Source organism: Collinsella aerofaciens, assembly GCF_028206795.1.
GTDB classification, from domain to species: Bacteria; Actinomycetota; Coriobacteriia; order Coriobacteriales; family Coriobacteriaceae; genus Collinsella; species Collinsella aerofaciens_AX.
Genome location: NZ_JAQLFJ010000001.1, coordinates 20,910 through 46,356 on the forward strand (window position 1 = coordinate 20,910; position 25,447 = coordinate 46,356).

Consider the following 25,447-nt stretch of genomic DNA (forward strand, 5'->3'; position numbering starts at 1 on the left):
GCTGTATGGGTCAGAAAGTCTACCCCACCGGCTTCCGTCTTGGCATCACCGAGAACTGGCGCTCCCGCTGGTTCGCAGAGAAGGATTACGCTAAGACCCTCGGTAACGATCTCGAGATCCGCAAGTACCTCGAGAAGCGTCTTTCCCGCGCAGCTGTCTCCCGCGTCGAGATCGAGCGCGCTGGCGACAAGGTGAAGGTCATCATCCTCACCGCTCGCCCCGGCGTTGTCATCGGTAAGAAGGGTGCCGAGATCGATACCCTCCGCACCGAGCTCGAGAAGGTCGCTGGCGTCTCCAAGGGCCAGCTCTCCGTCGACGTTGTCGAGATCAAGCGCCCCGAGCTCGACGCCAACCTCGTTGCTCAGTCTATCGCCGAGCAGCTCGAGGGCCGCGTTGCCTTCCGTCGCGCTATGCGCAAGGCTGTCCAGTCCGCCCGCAAGGCCGGCGCTAAGGGCATCCGTATCCAGTGCTCCGGTCGTCTCGGCGGTGCCGAGATGGGCCGTCGTGAGTGGTACCGTGAGGGTCGTGTGCCTCTGCACACCCTCCGTGCCAAGATCGACTACGGCACGGCCGTCGCCAGCACCACCATGGGCGCTTGCGGCGTGAAGGTCTGGATCTACCTGGGCGAGAAGCTCCCGGGCCAGCCTGTTCCCAACCCTGCACTCGAGGGCTCTTCCCGTCCTCGTCGTCGTAACTCCGAGAGGAGGGGTCAGTAGTGCTTGCCCCTAAGCGTATTCTTCACCGCAAGGTGCAGCGTGGCTCCATGAAGGGCCAGGCCAAGGGTAATACCGAGCTGCATTTCGGCGAGTTTGGTATCCAGGCTCTCGAGGCCCATTGGATCACCAACCGTCAGATCGAGGCCGCTCGTATTGCAATGACCCGCTACATGAAGCGTGGCGGTCGTGTCTACATCACGATCTTCCCCGATAAGCCCATCACCAAGAAGCCTGCCGAGACTCGCATGGGTTCTGGTAAGGGTAACCCCGAGGAGTGGGTGGCCGTCGTCAAGCCCGGCCGCATCATGTTCGAGGTCAAGGGCGTGCCCGAGGAGGTCGCTCGCGAGGCTCTGCGTCTTGCACAGCACAAGCTTCCCATCAAGACCAAGATTGTTGCTGCTAAGAACGCTGAGCAGCGCATCGAGAAGGAGATGGCTGAGGAGGCCGCTCTCGAGGCCAAGTGGGCTGCTGAGGACGCCGCCGCCGCCAAGGAGGAGAACTAATGAAGCCCGCAGAGATTCGTGAGCTCTCGGACGCTCAGCTCGTTGAGAAGCTGAAGGAAATGCGCGCCGAGCTCTTTAACCTTCGTTTCCAGATGGCCACCAGCCAGCTGGACAACACCGCTCGCGTCAACACCGTGAAGAAGGACATCGCTCGCGTCCTCACGGAGCAGCGCGCCCGCGAGATCGCAGCGGAGAAGTCCGCTGTCGCCGAGTAGGACCTAAGGAGAGAACATGACTGATTCGCGTAACTCGCGTAAGGTCCGTACGGGTGTCGTTACCTCCGTCTCCGGTGCCAAGACCATTGTTGTCACCATCACCGAGCGCAAGCGTCACCCCAAGTACGGCAAGATGATGACCAGCTCCAAGAAGCTGCACGCTCACGACGAGGAGTGCACGGCTGGCGTGGGCGACACCGTCCGCGTTATGGAGACCCGTCCTATGTCCAAGATGAAGCGTTGGCGCCTCATCGAGGTCGTCGAGCGCGCTAAATAAGCAGTCGCTCTTACGACTTGTACGTTTCCGAAGATGTGCGTATGCCTGGCTTGCATACCACGAGCCGCATAAAGGCTGCGCACCTCTCTTCGGTTCTTAGTTCGGAGGAACATCTACCATGATTCAGATGCAAACCATGCTGAACGTCGCCGACAACTCCGGCGCTCGCAAGATTCGCTGCATCAAGGTGCTTGGCGGTTCCAAGCGTCGTTATGCAGGCATCGGCGATGTGTTCATCGGTGCTGTCCAGGAGGCTACCCCTGGCGCCAACGTCAAGAAGAAGGACGTTGTCCGTTGCGTCGTCGTTCGCACCGTTAAGGAGATCCGCCGCAAGGATGGCTCCTACATTCGCTTTGATGAGAACGCTTGCGTTGTCATCAACAACGATGGTTCGCCCGTCGGCACCCGTATCTTCGGGCCCGTCGCTCGCGAGCTTCGTGACAAGAAGTACATGAAGATCGTCTCGCTCGCTCCCGAGACCCTGTAGTTAGGGGAGATATATGTATATCAAGAAGGGCGATAAGGTCCAGGTTCTCTCTGGTAAGGATCGCGGCAAGCAGGGTGTTATCCTGCGTGCTCTCCCCGCCGAGAACAAGGTCGTTGTCGAGGGCGTTTCGGTCGTCAAGAAGGCCGTCAAGCCCAACGCTGCCAACCAGCAGGGCGGCATCGTTTCGCAGGAGGCTCCCATCGACGCCTCCAACGTCAATCTCGTCTGCCCCGAGTGCGGTAAGGTTACCCGCGTCGGTCACGAGAAGGACGGCAAGAACAAGCTGCGCGTCTGCAAGAAGTGCGGCCACAAGTTCTAAGCTGCCCGCAACATCAAGTTGCTAGCAAAGGCCCGGATGCCAAGGCACCCGGGCCTTTTTCTATCCCTACTCATTGGGTACTCATTGGGGACAGACTTAAATGAGCGGAAGTCGCTTGGCATTCATTGGGGACCATTTATTGGGGACAGACTTAAATGACCGGTCGTTGGGGGGCAGACTCTATGTGCCGGCAGTTTGGGACGGTCCTTTGATGTCTGGTGCCCCCAGAGGGGTGAAGTAATACAGCTGGCTCTGTTTTTTGGCTTCGGTGCTCCGCCCCTTTATGTTTCACAAGGATCGTCGCATGCGCATTTACGCGCATGCCTTGCGCGATAATGCGCATAGCCGCGCAAACATCTGACAACTATGGCTAAATAATGACCGATACGCAAATAAGCACGCAAACACGAGCAGATACGCGCGCAATTGTGCGAATATAGGGTTATTAGAAATGAAGGACTTCCGATGATTCAGGAGGCACATATGGCAGATTCCAAACAGGCTCCACTCGACTCCGCGGCAGCCGCAAAAGCAGCGTTCGCTTCGGTCCAGGACAAGCCATTCCCTGATGATATCTTTACGGCTCCCGAGCTTCGCTGGGCTGTGATCGGGTGCGGCGTTATCGCCAACCAGATGGCCCAGTCTCTCGCTCTTGCCGGCCGCAAGCTTGCGGGCGTCGCCAACCGTACGCTGTCCAAGGCTCAGGCTTTTGCTGAGCAGTATGGCATCGAGAAGGTCTATGAAACGGTCGAGGACCTCTATGCCGATCCGAACATCGACGCGATCTATATCACCACGCCGCACAACACGCATATTACCTACCTGCGAGCCGCTCTGGCAGCTGGTAAGCACGTGCTCTGCGAGAAGGCCATTACCCTCAATTCCGCTGAGCTCGACGAGGCGCGTGCCATCGCCGACGAGCACAACGTCGTCCTTATGGACGCCACCACGGTGCTTCACATGCCCTTGTACCAGGAGCTGCGCCGTCGCATGAATGCGGGCGACTTTGGCCGCATGAACCTCGCTCAGCTCAACTTTGGCAGCTACAAGGAGTACGGCGACCTGACCAACCGCTTCTACAATCGTAACCTTGCTGGTGGTGCCATGCTCGACATTGGCGTCTATGCCCTGTCCGTCATGCGCTTCTTTATGGCAAGCCAGCCCACTGAGGTCATTTCGCTGGGCAACACCTGCGAGACCGGCGTTGACGTTGCGGGCGGCATCGTCTGCCGTAATGCAGAGCAGCAGCTGGGTGTTGTGAGCCTTACGCTCCACTCCAAGCAACCCAAGCGCTCGGTCATTAGCTTCGATAAGTGCTATATCGAGGTCAACGAGTATCCGCGTGCCGACCACGCGGCCATCGTGTGGACTGCGGATGGCCACCGCGAGGAGGTCCACGCCGGCACCGAGGCTTACGCCCTTTGCTATGAGATGGCCGATCTTGAGCAGGTCGTTGCCGGCGACGACTCCAAGCGCGAGCTTCTGGGCTATGCTTCCGATGTTATGGAGCTGATGACCAAGCTCCGCGCCGATTGGGGAGTCGTGTACCCTGAGGAGGAGTAAGCGATGCTTGCGGAAGATAGGCTCAACGCGATCGTGTCGATGGTGCAGCAGGCTGGCTCGGTTACTGTGCCAGAGCTTGCCGAAGCCCTGGGTGTGACGGCGTCTACCATTCGGCGCGACCTGCAGACGCTCGACCGAGCGCACCGCATCGCCAAGGTCCACGGTGGGGCGACGAGTCTTGAGCGCGCGCACGTGACGCGCGACCTAACGCTTAATGAGCGCAGCGACCTCCATAACGATGACAAGGAGCGTATCTGCGCCCGTGCGGCGGCGCTTGTGGAGCCTGAGAGCTTTGTATACATCGACTCGGGCTCGACGACGCTCAGGCTCATCGAGCATCTTCCACACCTTGAAGATGTCACCTATGTGACCGATTCCGTGCTCCATGCTCAACGCCTTGCTTTGCGCGGCATGCGTACCGTGGTGCTGGGCGGCGAGCTCAAACCCGAGACCGAGGCGCTCGTTGGCCCCGATGCCTTGGCAACCTTAGACCGCTACAACTTCAACTGTGGCTTTTGGGGCTCTAACGGCATTGCCGCCGAGCAGGGCTTCACAGCGCCCGATATCGAGGAGGCGCAAGTAAAGCGTATCTCGATGCGCCATACGGCCAAGCGCTTCGTAATCTCGGACGCCAGTAAATTTGGCATGGTGGCGCCCGTCAAGTTCGCGGACTTCCGCGACGCAACGATTATTACCGCAGGCGAGGTGCCCGCCAAGTACCGGGCAATGGATAACGTCATCACGGTCTAACAGCAGGGGACGGGCTAAGGCTAAAACCGCCACGAAGGGGACAGGCACCTTCGTGGCGGTTTTGACGTTTGCCCGGATAAAACCTGCCAAAATAAACCTGTCCCTATTTGGCGGGTTTTAGGGCTCCCAGGGGCAGGGGGCTTCGATGTGGATGTGCTCGCCGGTTACGGGATGCGTGAAGGACACGCTGTGGGCGTGGAGCATCAGGCCACAGGGACGCGGCGTTCCGTACAGGTCGTCGCCAACCAGGGGATGACGCTCGCTCGCCAGGTGCACGCGAATCTGATGCTTGCGGCCGGTGAGCAACTCGACATCGATATACGAGCGCGTGGGCAGGCCACGGCGGCTCTTAAGACGCTTGAGCACCTTGACGCGCGTCTGAGAGGGCTTTCCGCTGGCGCCGACACGCATCTTGCGGCTATCGTGGCGGTCGCGGGCGATCGGCTTGTCGATGAGCTTCTCGTTCCAGTCGATCTTTCCCTCGGCGAGCGCCAGGTAGTGCTTTTCGAACGCGTGGTCGATGATCATCTGGTCAAAGGCGGGCTGCGTTTGCTTGTCGAGCGAGAACAGCACCACGCCGGTGGTGTCGCGGTCCAAGCGGTTGAGCGGCTGCATGTCGGTCGCGGCAAAGCCGTCGCCCATCGCCAGCAAAAGGTCGCTGGCGTAGTCGGTAAGTGTGCGCTCGCCGGTGCCGTCACCGTGGACGATCATGCCGGCGGGCTTGTCGATGGCCATGAGCCAGGCGTCGCAATAGAGGACTTGAGGTTCTTCGTTCACGTGTAAACCTTTCGGTTAGCTAATTCCCACAAACATGCAGCCCGAGGTGGCGCCGCGCAGGCGGGCGGCCGGCTTGCGGCCGGCTTGAGCCGCCTCGACAGCGCGACGGACGCGAGCGACGGCACGGCCAATCTCATCGGCCTCGAGCAGCGTTCCGTCCACCATGAGACGACGGACGCCGGCGTCGAGCAGCTGTGGTACCTGGGGCGTAAGGTCGATGGGGTAGGCGTCGTACAGGCGTGAGCGGCCGTGGATGTCGGTGCGCACCGGCATGACCTTGCCGTCGATATTCTTGAGCGACAGCTTGCGGGCGCGCAGGCGGCAGTTGGCACAATCGTGGATGCAGCCGTTGGCAACCTGCAGAATGCAATGCTCGCTTGTCATGACGCGCGGGCGGCCAAAGACGGTGATGCCCAGAGCCGCGGGCGCGGCGGCGCCGAGCGAGACGATCTCGTCGAGCGTGATCTCGGGCGAGAGCCAAAACGCACCGGCTCCGCGCTCGGCAAGCGCCTCCATGCAGGGCGTGTTGTGCACCGGCAGGCAAGAGCGAATCTCGGCCGTGGCGCCAACCTGGGCGGCCAGGGCAAGCTCAGAGATGTTGCCAATAGCGACCGTGGCGCCGGCAACAACCCATGGGTCAACGCGGACGTGGTCAACGGCGCGGCAGACCTCATCGAGCACGGGTACGATGCCCTGCTCAAACGTATCGGCGGGGGAGAGTTCGGCCGCATCGAGTGCGTCGGTGGTCATGTAGATGCGCGTTGCACCCTCGGCGCGAGCGGCCTCGGCGGCCTCGAGCGAGGTGACGGTAGCGCAGATCTGCGGCTCATCGCGGTAGTGCTCGGGCGCGGGGCGGGAATCATTGGTGACAATCGCCGGTAGCTCGAGCGTGCGGGCGCGCTCCTCGTACGGTGCCAGAATGGCCTCTTCCAGCGCCTTACAAGCGGCGGCGCGCACCTTGTGCACGGCGGAAAAGCCCATGCCGCAACTCTCGTCGAGGGCCACGTCAAAGCTCGCGGCCTCAAAGGGAGAGGAGCCCATGCGCCCGACGTGCTCAACCAGATCGGATGCATCGACGGCGCGTGTCTTGGCGGCCTCGACGGTGAAGCCTGTGGCGGTGGCGGTGAGCGCGGGGTCGTCACAGCAGGTGAGTGTGACAGTAAACGGCTTGCCCAGGCGCGCCACGACGGACACATCAACAGCGCGGCGGCGCAGCACATCGCGCTTGAGCGCGGCGCCGGCGGCGTCGATGGCACGCTGGCTGCGAATCACGCGGACGCGGCAGCCCTCGGGCATGCTACGGGGCACGCGACACTCGATAACATCGCCGGCAGCGGCATCATCGGCGGCAATGGTGGTCAGGAACTGGTCAAACTCGTTATCGTGGCGAAGCTCCAGCAGGTCGCCCTTGCCCACGGGCTCAAACAGCTCAATGCGGGCGATGGCGGCGCGGCGACGGCGGTCGTCGGGCTTGAGGCCGCGCACATCGCGGTTGGCCGGGCGGCTGCCCAGCACCGTGCCCACGATCTGGCCGCGGTTGTTGGAACGCTCATAGCTCATCATCTCGTCGCCCGAGGTGCCGTCCTGATAGGCGTGCGTAAAGTCGCGGTTAAAGCAGCGCTTGAGCTGGCGCTGGCGGGCGGCTTCCTCGTCCTTGGCAACGGTGGCTCCGGATAGCATGTCGTCAATTTCGTGACGATACACATCAACGATGGAGTACACGTAATCGGGCGCCTTCATGCGGCCCTCGAGCTTGAGCGACGCGGCGCCGGCGTCATACAGACGGCGAACAAGCTGCGAGGTGTTGGTGTCACGCGGGCACAGCGCGCGCTCGCGGCCGGCGGGGGAGAGCGTGCGGCCGTTCTCGTCGATCAGCTCGTAGGGCAGGCGGCAGGGCTGGGCGCACATGCCGCGGTTGGCCGAGCGGCCCGCCATGGCAAAGCTCGACAGCAGGCACAGACCCGAGTAGCAAAAGCAGATGGCGCCATGGCTAAAGACCTCAAGGTCCACATCGGGCGCGGCATCGTGAATGGCGGCAATCTCGTCGATGGAAAGCTCGCGCGAGAGGGTCACGCGGTCGGCGCCCTGCTCGCGGCACCAAAGGGTTCCGCGGTCGTCGTGGATGTTTGCCTGGGTCGAGATATGCGTCTCGATGCTGGGCATCGTGCGCTTGACCTCAAAGAACAGGCCCCAGTCCTGGATGATGAAGGCGTCGGCGCCCAGCGTGGAGCAGCGATGGATGAGCTGCAGCGCATCGCTCATCTCGGATTCCTTGATGACGATGTTGACCGTGACGTAGACGCGCGAGCCGGCCAGATGCGCGGCGCGGCAGGCCTGCTCAAAGGCCTCGTCGGTAAAGTTGGTGGCCTTGCGGCGGGCGTTGAAGCTGCCCATGCCGCAGTAGATGGCGTCTGCCCCGGCGGCGAGCGCGGCGGCAAAGGGCTCCGGGCCTCCGGCGGGCGCCAAAAGCTCGGGTCTGCGGTTGGTGGTTCGACTGGCGGTTGCGGTCATATCCTGCCTTTCAAAATGCTCAGATACTCAAAAGTATAGTGGTGCCGTCGCGGCAGGCGATGCCCGTGCTCTAAGCGGGATAAAGTCTTCAGCAGCTTGGACTGGCTGCTTCACATGAGAACCGTTCAGCGGTCCGGGGAAACCGTTGGACGATAAAATATTCTCGCAACGTGATAATAATCTTGCATCGCGCGGAAACCTTGAGTACTATCCCAATCAAGCGCGGTGTTCAGACCGAACTGTGCCTCCCGGTGTGAACGCCGCGCTCCCGTTCCCTTTTACTTGTAAGGAGAAAAACATGAGCAAGACCGTCGTGTCTTCCGATAACGCACCCGCAGCCATCGGCCCGTATTCCCCCGGTATCCAGACTGGCAACATGGTGTTCCTGTCCGGCCAGCTGGGCATCGACCCCGCAACCGGTAAGATGCCCGAGGGCGTCGAGGCCCAGGCCAAGCAGTCCCTTGCTAACGTCGAGGCCCTGCTGACCGCTGCCGGCGCCACGTTTGCCGATGTCGTCAAGACCACGGTCTACCTGGCCGACATCGCCGACTTTGCCGCCGTGAACGAGATTTACGCCTCCAAGTTCGAGGCTCCGTTCCCCGCGCGCAGCGCTTTCCAGGTTGCCGCCCTTCCGGCTGGCGGTCTGGTCGAGATCGAGGTTGTCGCCGCTCTCTAAGGTGTTGGTAACAACTAAACATGACATGCAAAAAGACCCTGCAGCGCGTGCGAGCTGCAGGGTCTTTTGTCAAGCGATGCGACAAAAATGATCCGTTTCCCTTCGTCCCCAAGGGATCACGTTTAGCCCTCCTTGCGGACTTTTTGCAGGTAGCGGTACACGCTGGGCTCCGAGATGCCCAACGCGGTGGCAGCGCAGGCCACGGCGCCCTTGAGCATGAACACCCCGTTGCCGTTGAGGTGGCGAATGACGTCCACGCGGTCGCTCTGACCAAGCGACGCTACATCCAGCCCGCGCGCGCTCAGCAACTCGGCAATGCTGCGGTCGATGAGCTCCTGGGTGGACTCCGAAAGGCTTTCGACCTCGATAGGGGCGGGCTCCGTGCGCGTCGGCGCTGCGTCGAAGCACGCCATGAGCTGCTGCGCCATGGCGTTTATGGAGCGTACGGTCGAGAGGTCGGTGTTGACGCAGAGCATACCGACGATCTCGTCATCCTCGCGGATAAAGAACGTCGCGGACTCCAGCGTCTTGCCTCCGGCGCCGCGGCCCTCGTAGCCCGTAATAAACGGCAGGTCGCGATACTTGGGGTCGTGCATGATCTTGAGCGCCAGATCGGTGGCGGGACCGCCGACCTTACGGCCGCTCACAATGCCGTTGCGAATATCGACGATGGCGTGGTCGGGATCCGAGAAATCGTGCAGCACGATCTCGCTGTTCTTACCGAGTATCTGCTCCAGGAAATCGACCATCGGCAAAAAGCGGCGTATGGTCTCGTTCACGGGCAACTCCTTTGGGTGAAATCGGGAATGTTCATAACAATTTTTTCTCATGGTAACACGGTGTCTATTGACTCGCATATTCGCAGGTACATTGCGTAATACAGACGAGCGGTAGGATTTTGGCGGTAAACGGTTGACCAAAAGAAAAGTTAGATGTTATTTTGACCGGACACTTTCCTGACCTGCGGAAATGCATTGTCTCAGCTTAAGAATAGTCTGATAACAAAAAATTATTATTGAGAATGAGAATCATCTTTAATACGATATGCAACGAAGGCACAACCTCAGCCCCGCACTGCGTCACAATAGGACGCTAGATGCGAAAACAACTACTTCTAGGATTGGTGGTCAAATGGCCCAGGAGACGGTTACGAACGGCACTGAAGCCCTGTTCACTCGTGAAGGCATGCCGCCCGTTAAGGAAATGATCCCGTGTGCCCTTCAGCACGTGCTGGCATCGTTTGCCGGCATCATTACCCCGGCGGTCATCATGGCCGGCGTCTACGGCTTTAATAGCCAGCAGAGCACCGACATCATTCAGGTCGCGCTCATCCTTTCGGCGATCGACACGGCCCTTCAGGCCTTCGCCCCCTTCCGTCGCATCGGCGGCGGCCTGCCCATCGTCATGGGCGTCTCGTTCGCGTTCCTGCCGGCCCTTCAGGCCATGGGCGCCTCGGGCTTTAGCTTTGGTGCGCTGCTGGGCGGCGAGATTGTCGGCGGTGCCGTCGCGGCCCTCTTTGGTCTGGCCTACAGCAAGATTAAGTGGCTGTTCCCGCCCGTCGTGACCGGTACGGTCATCTTCTCCATCGGCGTTTCGCTGTATCCCACGGCCGTCAAGTATATGGCCGGCGGTATGGGCACGCCGCTGTGGGGCACCCCGCAGGCATGGTGCGTCGCTCTTATCACCTTCGCCGTGGTCTTTGCGCTCGCCAACTTTGGCAAGGGCACGCTCAAGCTGGGATCCGTGTTCTTTGGCATGATCGTCGGTATGATCGTCTCCATCCCCTTTGGCATGATCGACTTCTCCAGCGTCGCCACCGCTCAGGTCTTCGCCCTTCCCAAGCTCATGCCCTACGCGCTCGAGTTTGATCCCGAGGTCTGCATTACCCTCGCCGTCGTGTTCCCCATGGTTGCCATCCAGGTTATCGGTGACGTCTCCGCCGCCTGCCTGGGCTCCATCGACCGTATGCCCACCGAGCGCGAGCTCTCCGGCGCTATCGTGTCCCAGGGCCTCACCTCTATGGTCGGCGGCCTGCTGGGCGGTCTTCCCACCAGCGCCCTTGGCCAGAACGTGGGCATCATCTGCTCCAACAAGGTCGTCAACAAGTGGGTCTTTGTGATCATCGCGGCCGTCTTTGCCATCGCCGGCCTGTTCCCGCAGCTCTCTGCCGTCCTTTCCGCTATCCCGCAGCCCGTCATCGGCGGCGCGACCGTCGGTGTCTTTGGCACTATCACCATGAACGGCGTGCGCATGTTCACCCGCGAGGGCCTCACGCAGCGCACTACCACCATCGTCGGCACCTCCGTCGTCTTTGGCCTGGGTATCTGGATGGCCAGCGGTTGCCTTGCCGGCGAGGGTATGCCCGCCTGGGTGTCCACCGTCATCGGCTCCAATGCCGTAACCCCCACCGCCATCATGGCCATTGTCCTTAACCTGATCCTTCCGCAGACGCCGGTCGTGGCTCAGCACATCGATGCTGCCAAGGACGCTGCCGTGGATCTGGTCTTGCCCGAGAGCAAGAAGTAACCAATTCGGTGCTATTCGTCGGCGGACGCATCGCCTCGTCCGCCGACGCCATGCGGCGCCAAGCCGCACTTCAAAGGGTTTGTCCCTTTGGTGAAGCGTTGACGGGAGAGGGCCCGTTTCCGGTGTAGGCCGGCGCTTCGCACTCCGCCATGTCAGAGGTGTCAAACCCCGCCCCTGATGTTGAAGGGAGCATTCATGCTTCTGGTCGCTAACGGTTCCGTCTTTACCCGCAACACTCAGACCCCGTTCATTCCAAACGGTGCGGTCGCCATTGACGGAGATACGATCGTCGAAGTAGGTCCCGAGTGCGAGCTCAAGGCCAAGTACCCGGATGCCGAGTACGTCGACGCCCAGGGCAACCTCATCATGCCCGGACTCATCAACTGCCACACCCACATCTACTCGGGTCTGGCCCGCGGCCTTGCCATTAAGGGCTGCAACCCCACCAACTTCCTGGAGAATCTTGAGCAGCAGTGGTGGAAGATCGACGACAACCTGACGCTCGACGGCACCAAGGCAAGCGCCTACGCCACGATTCTGGACTCCATCCGCGATGGCGTCACCACGATCTTCGACCACCATGCGAGCTTCTGCGAGATCCCGGGAAGCCTCTTTACCATTAAGGATGCAGCTCAGGAGCTGGGCATGCGTTCGTGCCTGTGCTACGAGGTCTCCGATCGCCGCGGCCAGGAAAAATGCGACCAGGCCATTGCCGAGAACGCCGAGTTTGCCCAGTGGGCCGCCAAGGAGCGTCGCGATAACGACAACCACATGATCGCCGCCATGTTTGGCGGACATGCCACCTTTACGCTTTCGGACGAGACCATGGATAAGATGGCCGAGGCCAACAACGGCCTGACCGGCTTCCACATCCACGTGTGCGAGGGCATGAACGACGTGTGGGATTCCCGCCTCAACCGCGGAGGCATCAGTCCCGTCGAGCGCCTGCTGCAGCACAACCTGCTGGGTCCCGACACCATGCTGGGCCACTGCATCCACGTGACGCCTGCCGAGATGGATATCGTCAAGGAGTCCGGCACCTGGCTCGTCAACAACCCCGAATCCAATATGGGTAACGCCGTGGGCTGCGCCCCCGTGCTCGAGTTCTTCCGCCGCGGCATCCCCGTGTGCATGGGCACCGACGCCTACACCCACGATATGCTCGAGAGCCTTAAGGTCTTCCTGATCATTCAGCGTCACAACGCCGCCATGCCCAACGTGGGCTGGTGCGAGGCCATGACCATGCTGTTCGAGAACAACGCCAAGATGGCAAGCAAGTACTTCGATCGCAAGCTCGGTGTGCTCGAGGCCGGCGCTGCCGCCGACGTCATCGTCATGGACTACAAGCCCTTTACGCCGCTGAGCGAGGAGAACATCGACGGCCACATGCTCTTTGGCATGATGGGCAAAAACTGCCGCACCACCATCATCAACGGTCGCGTCCTGTACAAGGATCGCGAGTTTGTCGGTATTGATGAGGACAAGATCAACGCGTGGACCATGGCTGAGTCCAAGAAGCTCTGGAGCACGCTCAACGATCGCTCCTACTAATTACAAGTAGATTCACGCGCGTCGGGTGTTTCGCCGCATCCGACGCGCGTATAGGCGGCCTCCGCGGGGTCGCCGGCGCTGTGCTAGCGCTACACCGTATTTGCGCCCGCCGCGCGGTCTCGCCGGGCGTTACAGAGAGGAGTTCATTATGAGCGACATCATGAGGCCGATCCCGTTTTCGCAGCTGATGAACTGGATCATCGAGGAGCATAAGACCCAGGACGCCATCTTTGGCGTGCGTAAGATGGTCACGACCAACCAGGAGGGCGCGCTTCCCATTTTTGACGAGCGCATCGAGACTCCGTTTGGCCCGGCCGCCGGCCCCAACACGCAGCTGGCCCAGAACATCGTGGCATCCTACGTGGCCGGCTCCCGCTTCTTTGAGCTCAAGACCGTTCAGGTTATGGACGGCGAGGAGCTCTCCAAGTGTGTGAACAAGCCCTGCATTGTGGCGCAGGACGAGTGCTACAACTGCGAGTGGTCGACCGAGCTCGAGGTTCCGCAGGCCTTTGCCGAGTACGTGAAGGCATGGTTCGCCTGCCACCTGATCGCTCGCGAGTACGGCCTGGGCAGCCCGAACGGTTTTGTCTTTAACATGTCCGTGGGCTATGACCTGGAGGGCATCAAGAGCCCTAAGGTCGACGCCTACATCGAGGGCATGAAGGACGCCAGCGGCTCTGACGTCTGGAACGAGTGCCGCACGTGGGCGCTCGCTAACTTGGACAAGTTTGAGCATGTCGACGCCGCGTTTGTCGAGTCCATCCCGGCGCGCGTCTCCAACTCCATCACCGAGTCCACGCTGCATGGTTGCCCGCCGGCGGAGATCGAGCGCATCGCGACCTATCTGATCACCGAGAAGGGCCTCAACACCTACATCAAGTGCAACCCCACGCTGCTGGGCTATGAGTTTGCACGTCAGCGCCTCAATGAGCTGGGCTTTGACTACATCGTCTTCGACGATACGCACTTCCGCGAGGACCTGCAGTGGGCCGACGCCGTGCCCATGTTCGAGCGCCTGATTGCCCTATGCGCCGAGCACGGCCTGGAGTTTGGCGTCAAGCTGACCAACACGTTCCCCGTCGACGTGACGAGGGACGAGTTGCCCTCCACCGAGATGTACATGTCGGGCCGTTCACTGTTCTCGCTGACCATCGAGGCTGCCCGTCGCATTACCGAGCAGTTCGATGGCAAGCTGCGTATCAGCTACTCCGGCGGTGCCACGGTCTACAACATCCGCGCCCTGTATGACGCCGGCATTTGGCCCGTCACCCTGGCGACCGACGTGCTCAAGCCCGGTGGCTACGAGCGCTTTAGCCAGATGGCCGGCGAGTTTGCCGACCTCGATGGCAAGCCGTTCGCGGGCGTCTCTCTCGACGCCGTGACCGCGATCCAGACCGACTCGCTCACCAACCCGCTCTACAAGAAGCCGCTGCGTCCGCTGCCCGACCGCAAGGTCGCCGGCAAGAGCCCGCTTTCCGACTGCTTTACCACGCCGTGCCGCACGAGCTGCCCCATCCAGCAGGATATTCCCGCCTACCTGGCGGCTGTTGACGAGGGCCGCTACGAGGACGCACTCAACATCATCATCGAGCGCAACGCCCTGCCGTTCATCACCGGCACCATCTGCCCGCATCCCTGCGGTCGTGCCTGTGAGCGTGCGTTCTACGAGCCCGAGGGCGCCCAGATCCGCGCCAGCAAGCTCAAGGCCGCCCGCGAGGCCATGACCGCCGTGCTGCCCAAGCTGCGCGCCCAGGCCATCGCAAACGACGGCGAGCGCAATGTTGCCGTTATCGGCGGCGGCCCGGCCGGCCTGGCGACGGCGTTCTTCCTGACGCGTGCCGGCGTGCCCGTCACCATCTTTGAGGCCCGCGATTCGCTCGGCGGCGTGGTCCGTCACGTGATCCCCGAGTTCCGTATCGCGAGCGACGATATCTCCCACGATGCCGAGCTCTGCTTGGCCTTTGGCGCCAAGGTGCAGCTCAACGCTCGCGTGGATTCCATTGACGAGCTCAAGGCCCAGGGCTTTACCGACGTGGTCGTGGCCACCGGTGCCTGGATGCCCGGCTCTGCGGGCCTGGGCGAGGGCGCCGAGCTCGACGTGCTGGAGTTCCTCGAGGCCGCCAAGAAGGGCGAGAAGCTCGAGCTGGGCGAGGACGTCGTGGTCATTGGCGCTGGCAACACCGCCATGGACGCGGCCCGCGTGGCCAAGCGCCTTGCTGGCGTGAAGAACGTGCGCCTGGTGTATCGCCGCACCAAGAAGCAGATGCCCGCCGACGAGGAAGAGCTTGATCTTGCTCTTGCCGACGGCGTTGAGTTCTGCGAGCTGCTGGCGCCCAAGGCACTCAACGGCGCCGTGCTGACCTGCGACGTTATGGAGCTTGGCGAGCCGGATGCAAGCGGCCGTCGCAGCCCCGTCGCCACGGGCAAGACCGTCGAGCTTCCCGCCACCACGGTGATCTGCGCCGTGGGCGAGGGCATCGATGCCAGCCTGTACGATGCCGCGGGCGTCGAGCACGACCGTCGCGGCCGCCTTGCCGCCACCTCCACCGGCGTCGAGGGCGTCTGGGCTGCAGGCGATTGCCGTCGCGGTCCGGCCACCGTGGTCGAGGCTATTGCCGACGCCGCCGAAGTCGCCCGCGCCATCGCCGGCGTGGACTTTAACAAGTACGCCGACTGCAACGAGCAGGCCGGTCGCGAGGACACCTGCTACGAGCGCAAGGGGTCGCTGTGCCGCGACAAGCGCAACTGCACCAAGACCCGCTGCCTGGGCTGCGGCTCGGTGTGCGAGGTCTGCTGCGACGTGTGCCCCAACCGCGCCAACGTTGCCATTAAGGTGCCGGGCCTGGCCAAGCATCAGGTCGTTCACGTCGATGGCATGTGCAACGAGTGCGGCAACTGCGCCGTGTTCTGCCCCTATCAGGAGGGTCGTCCCTACAAGGACAAGCTCACCCTGTTCTGGAGCGAGCAGGACATGGAGAACTCCGAGAACGAGGGCTTCCTGGCCGTGGACGAGGATCACTTTAAGGTTCGCGTCGCCGGCACGGTCCGCACCGTCTCGGTCGATGCCGTTAACACCGGTCTTCCCGAGGCCGTCCGCCTGACCATCAGGGCTGTGCGCGACAACTATTCGTACCTTCTTAAGAAATAGGCGAGTCTCTTATGGCCAAATCCATTCAACATAACGTGGCCTACGTTGCCTGCGGAAGCGGTTGCGCCTCCGCAGGCGGCGACGCCCGCTGCAGCGAAGGCTGCATTGGCTGTGGCGCCTGCGTCACGGCCTGCCCCCACGGCGCCATTGCGCTGGTCGATGGCATCGCCCGCGTGGATCGCTCAAAGTGCACGGGCTGTGGCCTGTGCGGCATGGCGTGCCCGCAGCGCGTGATCGCCTTCGTTCCCGGCTACCAGAACATTCTGGTGCGCTGCAACAACACCGATAAGGGCGCCATTGCGCGCAAGATTTGCGACACGAGCTGCATCGGTTGCGGCATGTGCGCTAAAAAGTGCCCTGCCGGCGCTATTCGCATCGAGGACAACTGTGCCCATATCGACGGCGTGGACTGCCTGTCGTGCGGTATGTGCGCCGTCGTCTGCCCGCATGGCGCCATCCACGACCGCACCGGCATCGCCGCCGGCGTGTAGAAGGGAATCACCATGGCACAGGAATTCACTTTTACCGTTAACGGCGTCGAGCGCACGACGACTCAGAACAAGCCGCTGCTCCGCTACTTGCGCGACGACCTGCATATCCACTCCGCCAAGGACGGCTGCTCCGAGGGCGCCTGCGGCACCTGCACCATCCATGTGGACGGTGCGGCCGTGAAGGCGTGCGTTCTGACCACCGCTCTTGCCGCCGGCCGCAACATCGTGACCGTCGAGGGCCTGCCCCAGGACGTGCGCGAGGCCTTTGTGTACGCCTTTGGCGCCGTGGCTGCCGTGCAGTGCGGTTTTTGCATCCCCGGCATGGTCATGGCGGGTGCGGCGCTCATCGCCGAGGACCCCGAGCCCACCGAGGAGCAGATCAAGTACGCCATCCGCGGCAACGTCTGCCGCTGCACCGGCTACAAGAAGATTATCGAGGGCATTTCGCTGGCCGCTGCGGTGCTCCGCGGCGAAAAGCGGATCGACGAGGGCCTGGAGCGCGGCGACGACTACGGTGTGGGCAAGCGCGCCTTCCGTATCGACGTGCGCAAGAAGGTGCTCGGCGAGGGCAAGTACCCCGACGACATCGACGAGCTCGATCAGCCGGGTCTGACCTATGCCAGCGCCGTGCGCTCCAAGTATCCGCGCGCCCGTGTGCTCTCCATCGATACCTCCAAGGCCGAGGCCCTGCCCGGTGTGGTGGGCATCCTGCGCGCTGAGGACGTGCCGGTCAACCAGGTCGGCCACCTTATCCAGGATTGGGACGTCATGATCGCGGCGGGCGATATCACCCGCTGCGTGGGCGATGCCATCGTGCTGGTGGTTGCCGAGGACGAGGCGACGCTCGAGAAGGCCAAGAAGCTCGTAAAGATTGATTACGAGCCGCTGGAGCCCGTGCGCAACATTGTCGAGGCCAGGGCTGCCGACGCCCCGCGCCTGCACGACAGTTTCTTTGCCTTTGGCAACACGGTGGAGCTCAAGGACAACGTGTGCCAGAGCCGTCACGTGACGCGCGGCGACGCCGCCAAGGCGCTGGCGGAGAGCGCGTTCACCGTGACACAGCGCTTTACCACGCCTTTTACCGAGCATGCCTTCTTGGAGCCCGAGTGCGCCGTCGCCTTCCCGTACAAGAACGGCGTCAAGGTGCAGTCGACCGACCAGGGCGCCTACGATACGCGCAAAGAGTGCGCCCATATGTTTGGCTGGGATAACGAGCCCGAGCGCGTGGTCGTTGAGACCATGCTCGTGGGCGGCGGCTTTGGCGGCAAGGAGGACGTTTCGGTCCAGCACCTGGCCGCGCTCGCCGCATATAAGTTCCAGCGTCCTGTGAAGTGCAAGCTCACGCGTGCCGAGTCGCTCGCTTTCCATCCCAAGCGTCATGCGATGGACGGCACCTTTACGCTGGGCTGCGACGCCGAGGGCATCTTTACCGGCCTGGACTGCGAGATCAACTTTGACACCGGCGCCTACGCGTCGCTGTGCGGCCCGGTGCTCGAGCGCGCCTGCACGCATGCCGTCGGCCCCTACAAGTACCAGAACACCGACATCCGCGGCTTCGGCTACTACACTAACAACCCGCCTGCCGGCGCGTACCGCGGCTTTGGCGTTTGCCAGTCCGAGTTTGCGCTCGAGAGCCTCATCGACCTGCTGGCCGAGAAGGTCGGTTTGGATCCGTGGGAGATTCGCTACCGCAACGCCATCGAGCCGGGCGAGGTTTTGCCCAACGGCCAGATCGCCGATTGCTCCACGGCGCTTAAGGAGACGCTGCTCGAGGTCAAGGATGCCTATTACGCGCATCCCGGACACGCCGGCATCGCTTGCGCCATGAAGAACGCCGGCGTGGGCGTGGGTCTGCCCGATGCCGGCCGCTGCAAGATTCGCGTCGAGGACGGCGTGGCCGTGGTCTATGCCGCCACGTCCGACATCGGCCAGGGCTGCAACACGGTCTTTTTGCAGGACGTTGCCGAGGCCTGCGGTCTGCCGCTGAGCTGCATCGCCAACGGCGAGTGCTCTACCGAGAACGCTCCCGACTCCGGCACCACGTCTGGCTCGCGTCAGACGGTTGTGACCGGCGAGGCCGTGCGCGGCGCCGCCTTCTTGCTGCGCGATGCCATGGTTGGCATCGAGGCCGGCAAGCCTGCGCCTACCGCCCCGGTGAGCGCCCATGGCGACGGCGTCAAGATCGAGTACGACGACGGCCGCGCCTATCAGCTGCGCACGCAGGAACTCGTCGCCGGCCAGGGTATGCATCCTCAGGATCCCGCGGCCGCCATCAAGGCACTCGAGGGATGCGAGTTTGGCTACGTGTACCTGGAGCCGACCGACAAACTGGGTGCGGATGTTCCCAACCCCAAGAGTCACATCTGCTACGGCTTTGCCACGCATGTGGTCATTTTGGATGATGACGGTCGCGTGAGCGAGGTCTATGCCGCGCACGATTCCGGCAAGGTGGTCAACCCCATCTCCATCCAGGGTCAGATCGAAGGCGGCGTGCTCATGGGTATGGGCTATGCGCTTACTGAGGACTGGCCGCTCAAGGACTGCGTACCCCAGGCAAGGTACGGTACGCTCGGGTTGTTCCGTGCCCCCGAGATTCCGGATATCCACGCCATCTACGTGGAGAAGGACGAGCTGCTGCCCGTGGCATACGGCGGCAAGGGCATCGGCGAGATCGCAACGATCCCCACGGCGCCCGCCGTACAGAACGCCTACCGCGCGTTTGACGGCAAGCTGCGTCCGGATCTGCCCATGGTGGATACGCCGTACAGCCGCGCTCGTCACCGCGGGTAGAGTAGAGCGCGGACGACCATTGCTGACTGCCGTCTGCGCTTGCCATCAACTGTATAAGCTGCGCCTTTGGCCCCAGCTCCATCGTGAGCCGGGGCCTTTTGCTTGGAGCGGAAACTGCGTCCCGGAATTGGCGCTCAGAATGGGATGCAGTTTCCGGATCGGCCTTCAAGCGGAAATTGCATCCCATTCTGAGTCTTCATTCTGGGACACGCTTTCCGCAAGGAGCTTCGTCGGGAAAGCGCATCCCATTTTGAGCATTCAATCTGGGACATGGTTTCCGCGGGTGCTGCCAACCGGAAAGTGTGTCCCGGTTTGGCAGGCAGACGGGCATAAGCTCAGCAGCGCCTACAGGTCTACCTCGTTGAGCCATGTCGGCAGCGCGGTCTGCCGGATGCCTGCCGTCTGCAGCTTTTTCGCGAACATGCCTGCCGAACGGACTTCGTTCATGGTAAAGCGCAGCAAGGGATGACCGTAAAGCGATAGATGCGCCTCGCGCTGTCGTTCGGCAACGAGCGCCTCGGCGGTGGTGCGTCCGGCCAGCATGGTCTGGTCGGTATATTTGATGAGCCCATCGAGTTCGCCCAGCGTGAGCTCCCTGGCTTGACGCTCCCAGGCAAAATCCGTTCGCATGCTTTCGGTCGAATCGAAGGGATCCGTTAGCTCGTATTGAAGTTGGTCGGGTGCAAAGCCGGTCTCGATCATGACAGCGCGGGCGACCGATTCCCCGCCGCTCTCGGCGCGCGCGTCAGCATATTGGAGCGTGGTGAGGGCCGTGCGCACCGCGCGACCGTTGCGAGCGCCCGCTCGTTTTTCGACTGCTCCCATCAGCTGCTCTCGCGTTAGGCCAAGCTTTGAGATCGCCGAATCGGCAATGGGCATGCCATCGGCAAAACCGGTCTGCAGCAGGCAATCCGTTACCGTTTTGATGGGCGGCGTTACCGATGTGCTGGATAGACGGATTGCTCCGGCCGGCTCGATCTGATGCCGCTGAATATGCGCGCCCGGGCGAGCCGATGGTTTTGTCGAGCTGCAGACGTGTGCGACGTTCAGGTGCCGCCACGAGACTTCGAGTCCCAGGAGGCATGCTGCCGAAAACGAGCAGAACGTCCAATCGGGGTGGATGATTGCAAGGGCGCGGATAATCTCGCAATGGCGTTGCGCTCGGTTGAGTTCGTCCCAGCGCGTTTTTCGCGCAAACAACCCCGGCATGGGCGAGGCGACCGTGACGCCCATGCGTCGAAGGAGCGCTTTTCGGATCGCCGTGCTCGGGGGAATAAGGCATCGTCCCTCCTGCTCGGCCTGAGTGAGCAGTTGGTCGATGAGTTGGTCATTGCAATGGGTCATGAGCTACCGCCTCCTTTTGGGTAGCAAAAACGTATCAGCCGGAACTTGCCGCTCAACTGACCAAAAGCTGACCAAAATCTAACCATGCAGGTAGATGGCCTGTTTTCGGCGACATTTTTACATCCGAATCGGTGGGCGGTAATCGGCGACCGTGAACGGTAGCGAGTTATGAAGACTGGGTAAGTTTCAGGTCGTGTACTTTTTAAAAAAATGGTTGTTTATCTGCTATTTTGCAGCTCTGGATTGCGCGTTTGAGGACGTGTGATGTGAGCGGTTGATCGGATTTCAACCGGAAACTGCGTCCCAGAATTCGGATCCAGAGTGGGAGGCCGTTTCCGAATCGGCCCTCAAATGGAAATTGCATCCCGGAACGAGCTCTCAGAGTGGGATGAACTTTCCCCAGCGGGACTGCAGACGGAAAATGCGTCCCGGATTCGACGCTCAGAATGGGATTCGTTTTCCGGTAGAAGTTTCAGTGGAAACCGCATCCCAGAATTTAGGCTCAGAACGGGACGCGCTTTCCTGATGGCATGCTTGGCGGAAACTACGACCCAGTATTTGGCTCCAGAACGGGATACATTTTCCGGAACGGTCCCCAAACGGAAACTGCGTCCCGGATTCGACGCTCAGAACGGGATGCCGTTTCCGGCTGAGTCTTCGAGTGAAAAGCGCGCCTCAGAATTCGGGGCCTGCGATATCGGTATAGTCCATTTACCGATGCTTGTCTCAGTTTAATTGGGCGGGTAGAATAAAGTCGACGGCAGCCCAAGTAGTGAAGAGCTGGGCAGCGCCGTTGCTTGGTCAAGAGGTCAGTGCCTTAATGGCAGCGACTTGTTAGGCTTCGAATGCTGCTTGAGTGCCTCGGAAAGTTCGATAAGCGCCGTGAAGAGCAAGACCAAAGCAACCAAGAGCTCTACGAGCTCTGATGGGCCCGGGATGACCGCTGATTCAAGTCACCGGGCCTAAATCTTTTTCATGCATTTGAATAGAGCGGGCGACTCCCTTGGTGCCGTCTGTGTGGCGAGTGCCTGGCGCATGGCATTGCGTCCCGCTTTCATGTCCGCGCGAGCGCCTATCCTTACGGCAATGTAGCCGCCTATGTAGCAAGCGGCAGGCAACGGAGAAAGGCCCTAACCGTGTCAGCTGAAAAGACGCCGGGTATCTTGGCTATCGATACGACGAACTTTGCGCGCCAGATTGTGCTGGACTTTGAGTTTGCGCCGGTGCCAAAGCAGCGCCAGCGCCGTGGACTGCGCAACGAGATTATCGAGGTCGGCGCCGTCAAGCTCGATTACCACGGCAACGTTATGGGCGAGTTCTCGCAGTTTGTGCAGACGGAATTTACCGAAGGCGTTGCGTTTCCCGTCCGCGAGCTTACGGGGATATCGGCTGTGGACACCGCGATGGCCGATCCGCTCTACGTGGTGATCAAAAGGCTCAGCGATTGGATCGGTCGCTACTCCGCCCAGGTGGTTTGTTGGAGTGGGACGGATCGTCGACAGCTTTTGACCGAGCGCCAGGCAAAGCACATCGATCTTTTTGCATTTCCTACGGACTGGGCCGACCTGCAGGCGTTTTACACCTCGATCATGGACGTGGGAAGCCACGGGCGCGTCTCGTTGGGCGACGCGGCAACGTGGTTTGGCATCGAGTTCGACGAGTCGACGGGCCACGCCCACAGCGCCCTGGCCGATGCGCGCGTAACCGCCAAGCTGCTCAAGCGGATGATGGAGGGGGACTATCACGTGAGTCCACACGCCCAGGAGATCCGCCAGCGGTGGGGGATAGGCGAGCGAGCCCAGACGCGCCTTTCCAGCAAGTGCCCCGAGCTGGGCGATCTGCTACTGAAGCTGAAAGCGGAGGGGAGGTAGGGGTGCTTATTTGGCGACAAGCAGAATGAATGGTTGCGCGAGGGATTCCGGAATCAGCATCAGAGGGCTGTGCTTGAGATGCTATTCAAGGACACGCTGACATCCGCCGAGACCAAGCAGGTCAAGAGTATGGACATCGAGATGGCATCCATTGTTGAAGAACGGCTTGCAAACATGATTCGCTGGATGGACAGGCATAGACCCGTGACGCTGCGCGCGTTATCGTGCACAATGAGGCATACGGGCTGCCAGAGGCGAGCTATCCCGACGAGGTTATGAACAACTGTATCATCGAGATTATCGAGTACTTCTACGAGAGGGATTTGGCGGCGTAGAGCAACCTGATTTTACGCGTTTGCAGGAGGAAACCGGTATGGCAGACGAACTTGTTTTTAGTGGCGGCGAGATAGTTTACGCCATGCCTCAACTGCCCAAAGTTACATCTGTGCCGCTGAACGGTAGCGCCGTGCTGGTTGGTTTTAAGGACGCTCCCGATGGGGAGGAGGTCCTCTTTGATTTTGACCCTCGGGCTGAAAAGGCTACGAAGCTCGACTATGAACTTGCAGCCGTTAGCGGGCTCCTCACGGGTGCGTTGAATATCCTTTGGCAGAAAGACTTCAACCTAGAGGGTGCCAAAGAGTGGGGCGACGAGAAGGTTGGCAAATTCGTTCTTACGATTGCCAAGTCTGCGGGTATGACAAAGGCGGATGCAACTCTAGAAGACGCTATTCGCTTTCTAGAGAAAGAGTTTTCTCTTGCCGCGGACAAGCTGACTGCCGAGTTTGGCGGCGGGCTCCAACACCATCTGCGGGATTTCTCGCACCACCCGAGCTTGGTTGGCCTTGCGTGTTCGATTCTCTCGCAATTCACGTGCAAAGGCTATGGTACCGATACGGCCGGCCGGTTTGTCGCCTTTGACCTGCCTGCCGCCGCCTTCGATCCCGACTGCCCTCTTGTAGGCAGGAACGTTCCAGAGAAGATCGCGTTTGGCACTCTGTTCTGGGCGATGCATCTCGTGAGCGACATGGCGGGGTCTAGTTCAAACCCCGGTAAGGGGACGGGCATTCCCGGCGTCGTGCTGTCCCTGCTAAAGGAGCTCTCCTCCCTGCCTGTTTTTCAAGACATGCAGATTGCCTATAAGGGCGAGGATATTCGCATTCAGCAATGGATCTCAAAGCTGTTTAACGGAACGGCGTTCAAAACCGAGGACGGCAAGCCCATTCGCTTCGACCTTCGGACGGAAGTCGGCCTGCTCGATCAAGCTTTAAGCCAGGTGCCAGCAGTCGTGGCCAACGAGGTTATCGTTCGTTGTCTCTACATGCTTTCAAGGCTCAAGGCCGAGCTGGAACGTTGCGAAGTGAGCAAGGTTTCCGGCTTGCACAAGCTCAAGGCTTCGCATTTTATGCCCTATAACAGCAGGGTTCTCACTCGCATGGTCACGGTTTCGAGCACTTCGTTCGTTTTGGCGAATCTAGCGACGGCGGCGGTCAGGGCGGGTATCGAATGCGAGGGGAACAAGGTTGTTTTCGCCCAGAAGTTCTTCTTGCGAATAAACTACGTTGGAGTTGGACGCCTTGCGTTTGCCCTCCATGCCGACTGGGGCTATATGGCGGAGGAAATGTCCGAGGCTTGGGCTGAGCGCGCCAGACGCCGCCAGGATATCTTCGATGGATTCCACTTTTATAGCCTAGATAGAGAAACGACGAGGATTGCCTTTTCGCTGAAGCTTGCCGCCATCAACTACGACTGCGGGAACGAGAAGAACGAAGTGCGCAAAGGGCAAAAGAGGAGCTGGGCTCGCGCGTGGCGGGATTCGGTCGCGGATGGCCCAGGCATAGATGCAGACAGCTACTTTTTGAGCGAGGAAGATGCGTACGGAGCCCTTGAGGCTATTTCGCGGCAGCGAGGCGGTAAGGTGCGCGCCCTGCTGGTTGCACAGGAGTTAGTTGAGTTTTGCCCCTATTCGCAGCTGGGAGATGAAGAGAAGAAGGAATACAAAGGTTTGAAGGAGAGTGGGTCTTGGGTTAAAGATGAATTTCCCAGGAGACAAGACGCGGTTGATCTGGACGCCATACGTTCCCTAGAGAAGCAATGCGGGGCGCATATCCGTGAGCTTTCAGGCACATTGCCAAAGGCCTTGGTGGGTGGCGCTATTGCCGTGGCGACGGCCCTGGGCACAGGAGGAGTGGCCGCGGCATTGGCTCCGGATATTGCTGTCGGTATCTTTGGAGGCTCGTTTGTCGGTCTCCACGGAGCAGCGCTTGTTAATGCGAGCCTTGCTGTGGCTGGCGGCGGTGCCTTGGCCGCTGGCGGCATGGGCATGGCCGGTGGCACTGCTTTGATTACGGGCGGCGGCGCCGCGCTTGGTCTATTGGGTTCCGGCGGCGTTGCCTTGGCGGCATCGATGGGGGAGAACTACGCGCAGTTCGTGCTCGTCGAATGTTCGAGGCTCCTTGCTTTTCTTGATGTGGCAACTGACCGCTGCCCGCATGAGGGGGCCATTTTGGTGCGGAAGGCGGCCGAGGCCGTGCGGCGCAGCATCGCTGGTGTTGAGGAAGATATCGGGAAGGAGAATGGAAAGGGGGACCGCAGGGATAGCAGGTTGCTTAAGCAGTTGAAGAAGGGGCTTGGGTATTTGGTTTCATCCCTTAAGCTGATCGAGAAGATGCAGAAGCGCCTTGGTGCCGTCGGTGAGAGCGAACCGCTCAACAGCTTGCCGGCATCAAGTGATGAATAGGTTCGGGCGGTCTGGCTGCAATTCTATGCCATCAGCGCCCTCGCTCAAGCTGGCGTCATGCTTACCCATCTCTTTGTGGAATGTGATAAGTGCGTCAGCGGCTTGCTCAGTTTCTTTTTGAGTTGCCGACTAGTTCTCGTCGAGCTCTTTCAGGCGGGGGAGACGACGGTTCAGAATGTTATTCCTCCTTCTTAT

19 protein-coding genes and 1 pseudogene are annotated in these 25,447 nt (G+C 61.0%); 16 read left to right on the forward strand and 4 right to left on the reverse strand.

What is annotated here, in order from left to right; genetic code table 11:
- The first annotated feature begins 5 nt into the window (after positions 1 to 5).
- The 8 genes and pseudogenes from rpsC to PMX70_RS00160 all read left to right on the forward strand — a co-directional run bounded on the left by rpsC (position 6) and on the right by PMX70_RS00160 (position 4,830).
- The gene (gene rpsC, locus PMX70_RS00125) at positions 6 to 716 is read left to right on the forward strand and encodes a 30S ribosomal protein S3 (protein WP_006235037.1); all 711 of its coding nucleotides are present in this window, start codon (positions 6 to 8) and stop codon (positions 714 to 716) included.
- Positions 716 to 1,132: pseudogene (rplP, locus tag PMX70_RS00130) on the forward strand (50S ribosomal protein L16); the annotation flags it as partial. The gene rpsC and the pseudogene rplP, both read left to right, overlap by 1 nt.
- A gap of 86 nt (positions 1,133 to 1,218) precedes the next feature.
- Positions 1,219 to 1,434, forward strand: coding sequence for a 50S ribosomal protein L29 (gene rpmC, locus PMX70_RS00135; protein WP_006235039.1), 216 nt, complete (start codon positions 1,219 to 1,221; stop codon positions 1,432 to 1,434).
- A gap of 16 nt (positions 1,435 to 1,450) precedes the next feature.
- Positions 1,451 to 1,711 (forward strand): 30S ribosomal protein S17, encoded by a 261-nt coding sequence (rpsQ, locus tag PMX70_RS00140; RefSeq protein WP_006235040.1) that lies wholly within the window; start codon positions 1,451 to 1,453, stop codon positions 1,709 to 1,711.
- A 118-nt stretch (positions 1,712 to 1,829) separates the two neighbouring features.
- On the forward strand, positions 1,830 to 2,198 hold the full coding sequence (rplN, locus tag PMX70_RS00145) for a 50S ribosomal protein L14 (protein WP_006235041.1): 369 nt from the start codon (positions 1,830 to 1,832) through the stop codon (positions 2,196 to 2,198).
- 13 nt (positions 2,199 to 2,211) lie between these two features.
- Entirely contained in the window at positions 2,212 to 2,517 is a 306-nt protein-coding gene (rplX, locus tag PMX70_RS00150; protein ID WP_099432059.1) for a 50S ribosomal protein L24, read from the forward strand.
- A 483-nt stretch (positions 2,518 to 3,000) separates the two neighbouring features.
- Positions 3,001 to 4,080 (forward strand): Gfo/Idh/MocA family protein, encoded by a 1,080-nt coding sequence (locus tag PMX70_RS00155; RefSeq protein ID WP_271742452.1) that lies wholly within the window; start codon positions 3,001 to 3,003, stop codon positions 4,078 to 4,080.
- A gap of 3 nt (positions 4,081 to 4,083) precedes the next feature.
- Positions 4,084 to 4,830 (forward strand): DeoR/GlpR family DNA-binding transcription regulator, encoded by a 747-nt coding sequence (locus PMX70_RS00160; RefSeq protein ID WP_117775841.1) that lies wholly within the window; start codon positions 4,084 to 4,086, stop codon positions 4,828 to 4,830.
- A gap of 117 nt (positions 4,831 to 4,947) precedes the next feature.
- Here the strand turns inward: PMX70_RS00160 and PMX70_RS00165 are convergent, their stop codons facing one another.
- Entirely contained in the window at positions 4,948 to 5,607 is a 660-nt protein-coding gene (locus PMX70_RS00165) for an RluA family pseudouridine synthase (protein WP_231501551.1), read from the reverse strand.
- 15 nt (positions 5,608 to 5,622) lie between these two features.
- Positions 5,623 to 8,118 (reverse strand): U32 family peptidase, encoded by a 2,496-nt coding sequence (locus PMX70_RS00170; protein WP_271742455.1) that lies wholly within the window; start codon positions 8,116 to 8,118, stop codon positions 5,623 to 5,625.
- A 298-nt stretch (positions 8,119 to 8,416) separates the two neighbouring features.
- Between PMX70_RS00170 and PMX70_RS00175 the strand changes: the two genes are divergently transcribed.
- Positions 8,417 to 8,794, forward strand: coding sequence for a RidA family protein (locus tag PMX70_RS00175; RefSeq protein WP_035137477.1), 378 nt, complete (start codon positions 8,417 to 8,419; stop codon positions 8,792 to 8,794).
- Positions 8,795 to 8,916: 122 nt separating this feature from the next.
- On the opposite strand, the gene PMX70_RS00180 is transcribed toward PMX70_RS00175, so the two are convergent.
- On the reverse strand, positions 8,917 to 9,573 hold the full coding sequence (locus tag PMX70_RS00180; protein WP_271742456.1) for a helix-turn-helix transcriptional regulator: 657 nt from the start codon (positions 9,571 to 9,573) through the stop codon (positions 8,917 to 8,919).
- Between the two features lie 352 nt (positions 9,574 to 9,925).
- On the opposite strand from PMX70_RS00180, the gene PMX70_RS00185 reads away from it, so the two are divergent.
- From PMX70_RS00185 to xdh, 5 genes are all read left to right on the forward strand, one after another.
- The gene (locus PMX70_RS00185) at positions 9,926 to 11,320 is read left to right on the forward strand and encodes a uracil-xanthine permease family protein (RefSeq protein ID WP_271742457.1); all 1,395 of its coding nucleotides are present in this window, start codon (positions 9,926 to 9,928) and stop codon (positions 11,318 to 11,320) included.
- Between the two features lie 195 nt (positions 11,321 to 11,515).
- On the forward strand, positions 11,516 to 12,871 hold the full coding sequence (gene ssnA / locus PMX70_RS00190; protein WP_271742458.1) for a putative aminohydrolase SsnA: 1,356 nt from the start codon (positions 11,516 to 11,518) through the stop codon (positions 12,869 to 12,871).
- Positions 12,872 to 13,019: 148 nt separating this feature from the next.
- Positions 13,020 to 16,019 (forward strand): putative selenate reductase subunit YgfK, encoded by a 3,000-nt coding sequence (gene ygfK / locus PMX70_RS00195; protein WP_271742459.1) that lies wholly within the window; start codon positions 13,020 to 13,022, stop codon positions 16,017 to 16,019.
- 11 nt (positions 16,020 to 16,030) lie between these two features.
- On the forward strand, positions 16,031 to 16,510 hold the full coding sequence (locus PMX70_RS00200) for a 4Fe-4S binding protein (protein ID WP_006235055.1): 480 nt from the start codon (positions 16,031 to 16,033) through the stop codon (positions 16,508 to 16,510).
- A 12-nt stretch (positions 16,511 to 16,522) separates the two neighbouring features.
- Positions 16,523 to 19,300, forward strand: a complete 2,778-nt coding sequence (gene xdh, locus PMX70_RS00205; protein WP_271742460.1) for a selenium-dependent xanthine dehydrogenase — start codon at positions 16,523 to 16,525, stop codon at positions 19,298 to 19,300.
- A gap of 345 nt (positions 19,301 to 19,645) precedes the next feature.
- Here xdh and PMX70_RS00210 read toward each other — a convergent pair whose 3' ends face one another.
- Complete coding sequence (locus PMX70_RS00210) at positions 19,646 to 20,644, reverse strand: hypothetical protein (RefSeq protein ID WP_271742461.1); 999 nt, start codon at positions 20,642 to 20,644, stop codon at positions 19,646 to 19,648.
- A 1,136-nt stretch (positions 20,645 to 21,780) separates the two neighbouring features.
- On the opposite strand from PMX70_RS00210, the gene PMX70_RS00215 reads away from it, so the two are divergent.
- The gene (locus tag PMX70_RS00215) at positions 21,781 to 22,515 is read left to right on the forward strand and encodes a 3'-5' exonuclease (RefSeq protein WP_197032143.1); all 735 of its coding nucleotides are present in this window, start codon (positions 21,781 to 21,783) and stop codon (positions 22,513 to 22,515) included.
- A gap of 373 nt (positions 22,516 to 22,888) precedes the next feature.
- On the forward strand, positions 22,889 to 25,252 hold the full coding sequence (locus PMX70_RS00220) for a hypothetical protein (RefSeq protein WP_271742462.1): 2,364 nt from the start codon (positions 22,889 to 22,891) through the stop codon (positions 25,250 to 25,252).
- The last annotated feature ends 195 nt before the right edge of the window (positions 25,253 to 25,447 follow it).

Bases quoted from the DNA above. Each gene is read 5' to 3' on its own strand.
- rpsC (WP_006235037.1), top strand. From the start codon at position 6: ATGGGTCAGAAAGTCTACCCCACCGGCTTCCGTCTTGGCATCACCGAG.
- rpmC (WP_006235039.1), top strand. From the start codon at position 1,219: ATGAAGCCCGCAGAGATTCGTGAGCTCTCGGACGCTCAGCTCGTTGAG.
- rpsQ (WP_006235040.1), top strand. From the start codon at position 1,451: ATGACTGATTCGCGTAACTCGCGTAAGGTCCGTACGGGTGTCGTTACC.
- rplN (WP_006235041.1), top strand. From the start codon at position 1,830: ATGATTCAGATGCAAACCATGCTGAACGTCGCCGACAACTCCGGCGCT.
- rplX (WP_099432059.1), top strand. From the start codon at position 2,212: ATGTATATCAAGAAGGGCGATAAGGTCCAGGTTCTCTCTGGTAAGGAT.
- PMX70_RS00155 (WP_271742452.1), top strand. From the start codon at position 3,001: ATGGCAGATTCCAAACAGGCTCCACTCGACTCCGCGGCAGCCGCAAAA.
- PMX70_RS00160 (WP_117775841.1), top strand. From the start codon at position 4,084: ATGCTTGCGGAAGATAGGCTCAACGCGATCGTGTCGATGGTGCAGCAG.
- PMX70_RS00170 (WP_271742455.1), bottom strand. From the start codon at position 8,118: ATGACCGCAACCGCCAGTCGAACCACCAACCGCAGACCCGAGCTTTTG.
- PMX70_RS00175 (WP_035137477.1), top strand. From the start codon at position 8,417: ATGAGCAAGACCGTCGTGTCTTCCGATAACGCACCCGCAGCCATCGGC.
- PMX70_RS00185 (WP_271742457.1), top strand. From the start codon at position 9,926: ATGGCCCAGGAGACGGTTACGAACGGCACTGAAGCCCTGTTCACTCGT.
- ssnA (WP_271742458.1), top strand. From the start codon at position 11,516: ATGCTTCTGGTCGCTAACGGTTCCGTCTTTACCCGCAACACTCAGACC.
- ygfK (WP_271742459.1), top strand. From the start codon at position 13,020: ATGAGCGACATCATGAGGCCGATCCCGTTTTCGCAGCTGATGAACTGG.
- PMX70_RS00200 (WP_006235055.1), top strand. From the start codon at position 16,031: ATGGCCAAATCCATTCAACATAACGTGGCCTACGTTGCCTGCGGAAGC.
- xdh (WP_271742460.1), top strand. From the start codon at position 16,523: ATGGCACAGGAATTCACTTTTACCGTTAACGGCGTCGAGCGCACGACG.
- PMX70_RS00210 (WP_271742461.1), bottom strand. From the start codon at position 20,644: ATGACCCATTGCAATGACCAACTCATCGACCAACTGCTCACTCAGGCC.
- PMX70_RS00220 (WP_271742462.1), top strand. From the start codon at position 22,889: ATGGCAGACGAACTTGTTTTTAGTGGCGGCGAGATAGTTTACGCCATG.